The organism is Kutzneria sp. 744, from assembly GCF_000568255.1.
In the GTDB taxonomy this organism is placed as follows: domain Bacteria; phylum Actinomycetota; class Actinomycetes; order Mycobacteriales; family Pseudonocardiaceae; genus Kutzneria.
The window spans coordinates 9,407,996-9,413,332 of record NZ_KK037166.1 but is presented as its reverse complement, the minus strand read 5'-3'; the positions used below and the strand labels follow the sequence as shown (position 1 = coordinate 9,413,332).

The 5,337-nt window shown below is 70.0% G+C and carries 5 protein-coding genes; 3 read left to right on the top strand and 2 right to left on the bottom strand.

Annotated features, from left to right (window positions below; all coding sequences use genetic code 11):
* On the bottom strand, positions 1–1,120 hold a 1,120-nt coding region (locus tag KUTG_RS43040), incomplete at its 3' end, for an inorganic phosphate transporter (RefSeq protein ID WP_063753779.1).
* 158 nt (positions 1,121–1,278) lie between these two features.
* Between KUTG_RS43040 and KUTG_RS64605 the strand changes: the two genes are divergently transcribed.
* The 3 genes from KUTG_RS64605 (at position 1,279) to KUTG_RS43020 (ending at position 4,546) form a co-directional block, all read left to right on the top strand.
* Positions 1,279–1,830: an ArsR/SmtB family transcription factor gene (locus KUTG_RS64605; RefSeq protein ID WP_043725384.1), complete on the top strand. Its 552-nt coding sequence runs from the start codon at positions 1,279–1,281 to the stop codon at positions 1,828–1,830.
* Complete coding sequence (locus tag KUTG_RS43030; RefSeq protein WP_063753634.1) at positions 1,827–3,170, top strand: MFS transporter; 1,344 nt, start codon at positions 1,827–1,829, stop codon at positions 3,168–3,170. The genes KUTG_RS64605 and KUTG_RS43030 overlap by 4 nt, the downstream gene beginning before the upstream one ends.
* A 497-nt stretch (positions 3,171–3,667) precedes the next feature.
* Positions 3,668–4,546, top strand: a complete 879-nt coding sequence (locus KUTG_RS43020) for a hypothetical protein (RefSeq protein WP_084581561.1) — start codon at positions 3,668–3,670, stop codon at positions 4,544–4,546.
* 31 nt (positions 4,547–4,577) lie between these two features.
* Here KUTG_RS43020 and KUTG_RS43015 read toward each other — a convergent pair whose 3' ends face one another.
* The gene (locus KUTG_RS43015; protein WP_157495192.1) at positions 4,578–4,940 is read right to left on the bottom strand and encodes a hypothetical protein; all 363 of its coding nucleotides are present in this window, start codon (positions 4,938–4,940) and stop codon (positions 4,578–4,580) included.
* Between the last annotated feature and the right edge of the window lie 397 nt (positions 4,941–5,337).

Sequence of the window (5,337 nt, the reverse complement as noted above, 5' to 3'; positions counted from 1 at the left end):
GCGGGCGCGGGGGGGTGGACGAGGGCATGTCGTTGACGTTGCCGGCCGACACCGGCTGCCGGCGGGACAGCACGTAGGCGCCGACCGCGACGGCCACCGCGGCCAGGGCAACGACGGCCGTGCCGACGTTGCCCAGCGACGCGGTGCGGCCGGCGATCGCGCCGACGACAGCCGCGGCCGGCAGCGTGAACAGCCAGGCCACGGCCATCCGGCCGGCGACGCCCCAGCGGACCTCGGACAGCCGCTTGCCGATGCCGGAGCCGATGATCGCGCCGGTGGCCACGTGCGTGGTGGACAGCGCGAAGCCGACCTGCGAGGACGCCAGGATCGTCGCCGTGGCGCTGGCCTCGGCGGCGAAGCCCTGCGTCGTCTCGATCTCGGTCAGGCCCTTGCCCAGCGTGCGGATGATCCGCCAGCCGCCGAGGAAGGTGCCCAGCGAGATGGCCAGGCCGGAGCCCAGGATGACCAGCAGCGGCGGGTTCGAGCCGGACGGCAGCGTGCCGGCGGCGATCAGGGTCAGCGTGATGACGCCCATGGTCTTCTGCGCGTCGTTGGTGCCGTGTGCGAGCGAGATCAGCGAGGCCGAGATGATCTGGCCGGCCTTGAAGCCCTTGGCCCGCTCCGTCTTGTCGGCCTTGTTGGTGACCTTGTAGGCCAGGAACGTGGCGGCCGTGGCGACCACGCCGGCGATGATCGGCGAGGCGACGGCCGGCACGATCACCTTCTCGATCACGGTGGTGAAGTGCACCGCGTCGGAGCCGGCGGCGATCCAGGTGGCGCCGATCAGGCCGCCGAACAGGGCGTGCGACGAGCTGGAGGGCAGCCCGAGCAGCCAGGTCAGCAGGTTCCAGACGATGGCCCCGACCAGCCCGCCGAAGATGATGGCGCTGTTGATCCTGGCCTCGTCCACGATGCCGCTGGAGATGGTCTTGGCCACCTGCACCGACAGGAACGCGCCGACGAGATTGAAGACGGCCGAGACGGCGACCGCCGTTCTCGGGCTGAGCGCCCCGGTGGCGATCGAGGTGGCCATGGCGTTGGCCGTGTCGTGGAAGCCATTGGTGAAGTCGAAGGCCAGCGCGGTCACGATGACCACGACGACCAGGAGCGAGAGATCCATCCGCGCCTCCTGCCGCATCGGAGGACCGCAAGGTAAACGGCGTAGGCGAACGGCAGGTGAACCGAATCAGGCCGACGTCGATTCGTGCGCCGGCGAATGGCCGGAGTGTTCCACAAGAGCTCTTGTACAACAGCTCTTGTTGATGCATCCTGGACCGCATGACCGACTCCCAGGTGCTGGCCGCGATGGCCCATCCGCTGCGCCGCCGCCTGATGGACGTGCTCGCCGTCGACGGCCCCGCCACCGTCTCCACGCTGGCCGAACGCACCGAGCAGGCCGTCGGCAACATCAGCCACCACATGAAGGTGCTGGCCGCCGCCGAGCTGGTGGAGGAGGCCCCCGAGCTGGCCAACGACCGCCGCGAGCGGTGGTGGCGCAAGCGCTCGGGGCAGGTCCGGTTCGCCGTCAGCGATTTCGCGGACGACGCCGCCGCCACGGTCATCGCCGAGGCCGCGGAGTCGCTCAACCTCGAACGCCACATCGCCGTGATGCGGGCCTGGATGGCCGGCCGCGAGGACTACTCGCCGCAGTGGCAGAGCGCGGCGTTCTCCTCCGACTCCTGGCTGCGCCTGTCCCCCTCCGAGCTGGCCGAGTTCTCCGAGGAGCTGATCGCCCTGATGGTGCGCTGGGCCCGCCGCGACATCCCGGACGACGGCCAGCAGCGCGAGCCGGTTTTCGTGTTCGGCTACGGCGTCCCGGCCAAGCCGTGAACCGCGACTTCCGGCGACTGTGGCTGGGCGAGACCACCAGCGCCTTCGGCAGCAGTGTCACCTCGGTGGCGTTTCCGCTGATCGCGGCGCTCACGCTGCACGCCGACACGTTCACGGTTGGCCTGCTGGCCTCGGCCGCCTGGCTGCCGTGGCTGGTGATCGGCCTGCCGGCCGGTGCCTGGGTGGACCGGTGGCCACGACGGGCCGTGATGCTGACGTGCGACATCGCGCAGGCGGTGCTGTACCTGAGCATTCCGGCTGCCCAATGCCTGAATTTGCTGACAGTTGCTCAGCTTCTGGTGGTCGCACTGCTGACCGGCGTGGCGACGGTGTTCTTCACGGTGGCCTACCGGACCTATCTGCCGGCACTGGTCGACAAGGCCGACCTGGTGCCGGCGAATGCGCGAATGCAGGCCGGACAGTCGGCGGCGCAGATCCTCGGCCCCGGCGCGGGCGGCCTGATCGGACAGTTCCTCGGCCAGGTCACGGGTCTACTGCTCGACGCCGTGTCCTTCGTGGTGTCGGCGGTGTGCCTGCTGTCCATCCGCACCCGGGAACCGCGGCCGGAGACCACCGAGCGGACGCCGCTGCGCACCCAGATCGCCGACGGCCTTCGATTCGTGGCCGGCGACCGGATCCTGCTCACGTTCACTGTGTACGGCGCGGTGTCCAATCTGGCGTTGATGGGGTACCAGGCGATCGAGTCGCTGTTCCTGCTGCGCGACGTCGGCGCGAACCCGGCAATGATCGGCGGCCTGTTCATGGTGGGCAGCGTCGGCGGCCTGGTCGGCTCGATGCTGGCCGCGCGGATCGCCGCCCGCGTCGGCAACGCCCGCGCCGTGCTGCTGTGCCAACTGGTCGCGGTCACGTTCGGCCTGCTGCTTCCCCTCACCGGCCCCGGTTTCGGCCTGCTGTTCTTCGTGATCAGCTCGTTCGTGCTGGTCGCGGGCGTGGTCGCGTCGAACGTGATCTTCTCGGGCTGGCGGCAGGGCTACTGCCCGCCACACCTGCTGGCCCGGGTGTCGGCCAGCTCGGCAGTGATCTCCACCAGCATGATGGCGCTGGGCGGGCTGCTGGCCGGCGCGCTGGGATCGGCCATCGGCACCCGGGCCACGGTGTGGGCGATGGTCGTGCTGCTGGCGCTGTCGGCCGGGATCCTGCTGACCGGCCCGATCCGAGGCCGGCGCGACTTCCCTTCTGACAGACGCCGTCCGTCAGCCCCGCACGCCCATCTGCCGCAGCCGGGCCACGACCTTGGCCGGACCGTCGACCGGGACGACCGAGCCGAAGTGGAGCTCGTCGAGGCCGCGGGCGCGGATCACCAGGGCGGCATGCGATGACTGGTGCGTGAACAGGTCCTCCAGCCAGTCCGTCTCCTCCGCCGAACCCTCGGTGCGCACGGCCGTGACATCGGTCAGCGGTAGCCCGAATGCGCCGCCGCTGCCGGGCAACAGCCGACGTACCTCGGCCAGATGGCGGGTCTCCGGCATGAAGATGAAGCGCTTGGGCGTCAACACGAGTCCACATGCGACTGTCGCGCCGAACGACTGCCGGGCGTGCACAACCTCCAACAGCGACTCGTCGTCGTCCAGGTAGCCGGCCAGCCGCGCCCCATGCTCCAGGGCCGTGGTGTCAGCCGGGTACTTGAACCTGGACAGTTCGAGCAGCCGGTCGCCTAACTCAGATGCACGTCGGAACACCACGCGAGGCTTATCGCGGGCCGGCCGTGTCCGTTACCAGACAGGAATCGACTGCGCCGCAACGATTACGCCGATTGCTCTGGCACCATGAGCCGGCCGCCACGATTCCGCCGCCGCTCACGAACGGGGTAGACATCGTGCACAGAACCGCCGCAGTCCTGCTCACCGCCGCACTGTCCCTGCTGGTCACCGTGGCTCCCGCGCACGCGGCCGTCGCCACCGCGACGAACACCGTGTCCGCCAACACCCTCGACGCGTACTGGACGCCGCAACGCCTCGCGCAGGCCAAGCCGATGCCGGCGCCGCAGGCCCTGCCGACCAATGCGCCGGAACAGGTGGGCCGGCCGACCTTCGTCCACGCCACCGAACCCGCCGGCTTCCAACCCATGAGCAGCGTGTGGACGACCATAGGCCGCCTCGTGTTCTCGGTGCCCGGCAAGGGCGACTACCTCTGCTCGGCGAACGTCGTCACCAGCAACAACCGTGACGTGATCGCCACCGCCCGGCACTGCGTGATGGACATCAGCACCGGCCAGACGTACAACAACTTCCGCTTCGCGCCCTCCTACAGCCGCGGCAGCGCGCCCCAGGGCTGGTGGAACTGGCGGTCCATGGGCTGGCGGATCGACGACACCAGCCCCGGCGGCGACAACGCCTTCATCGTGCTGGCCACCGGCGGCAACGGCAACCGGCACGTGCAGGACGCCGTCGGCAGCTCCGGCATCGGCTTCAACCAGCCCAGCAACAACTACGCCCACGGGCTGGGCATCCCGGCCGACAAGGACTACGCCGTCTGGTGCGAGGGTCAGCCCTACGACGGGCCGCAGGGCGGCGTCCAGATCCCCAACTGCAACGGCCTGTCCGGCGGGGCCAGCGGCGGCGCGTTCATCGTCAACTACCAGGGCGACGGGTCGGCCATGCAGACCGCCAGTTTCTTCGGCAGTTGGGGCGACTCCTACTTCGCCTTCTACCGCAACGCCGCACTGGACGTCTACAACGGCGCCCAGAACGCCTGAGTCATGATGGCGCCGGCCGCCACCGGCGCCGTCAGAACGCGATCTGCTCGCACGCCTTCCCCTGCGACAGGTACTCCTGGTAGGCCTGCTGCCAGACCTCCACGCAGATCCAGGCGCCGTTGGGCACATCCCGGCCGAGGTCGACCCGGAACACCCGGCCCTGCGGCCAGTGCGCCGTCTCGCTGTTGCGGTCCAGGCTTGGGCCCCAGATGTGGAGATGCCCGTAGACGTCCTTGGTCGTGGACGCGTCGACGTGGCTCACGTGCAGACCCTCGCCCACCACGTTCACACACGCGCTCCTGCTGCACCCGCCGACGGCCAGCGCCGCCGGGGCGCCGGTCGCCGCGACCGTGACCACCGCCAGCGCGACGACCCCGACCCGCATTGCCGACATCCGCACTCCTTCACCGCACTACCCCGTTCGGCCCATCCTCGCGCGCCCCCTCCCCCCACCGCTCCCCGCTACGCCCGAACGAGTGACCCCTAATGCCACATGTGCGCCACATGTGGCACTGAGCGCGGAATGCGGTCCACATGTGGCGGTGGAGCCGGGGGTGAGCAGGCCTGGATCGGGGGGTGGGTAGTAGGGGGACGCGAATATGGGGGCCGCGTACCCATGTAGGGGGGTGCCGGACGTGACACCTTTCTCAACGTGACGAAGTCAGCGACGTTCTGGTGGGCCGGGGGCCTGACCCTGCACGAGCGGTTACCCCGCCCGTCGCAGCAGGTCAGCGGCACCGCGAACGCGCTGGAGCGGCTTCAGCGGTGGCGCCGGGCGCACGAGGAGCTGG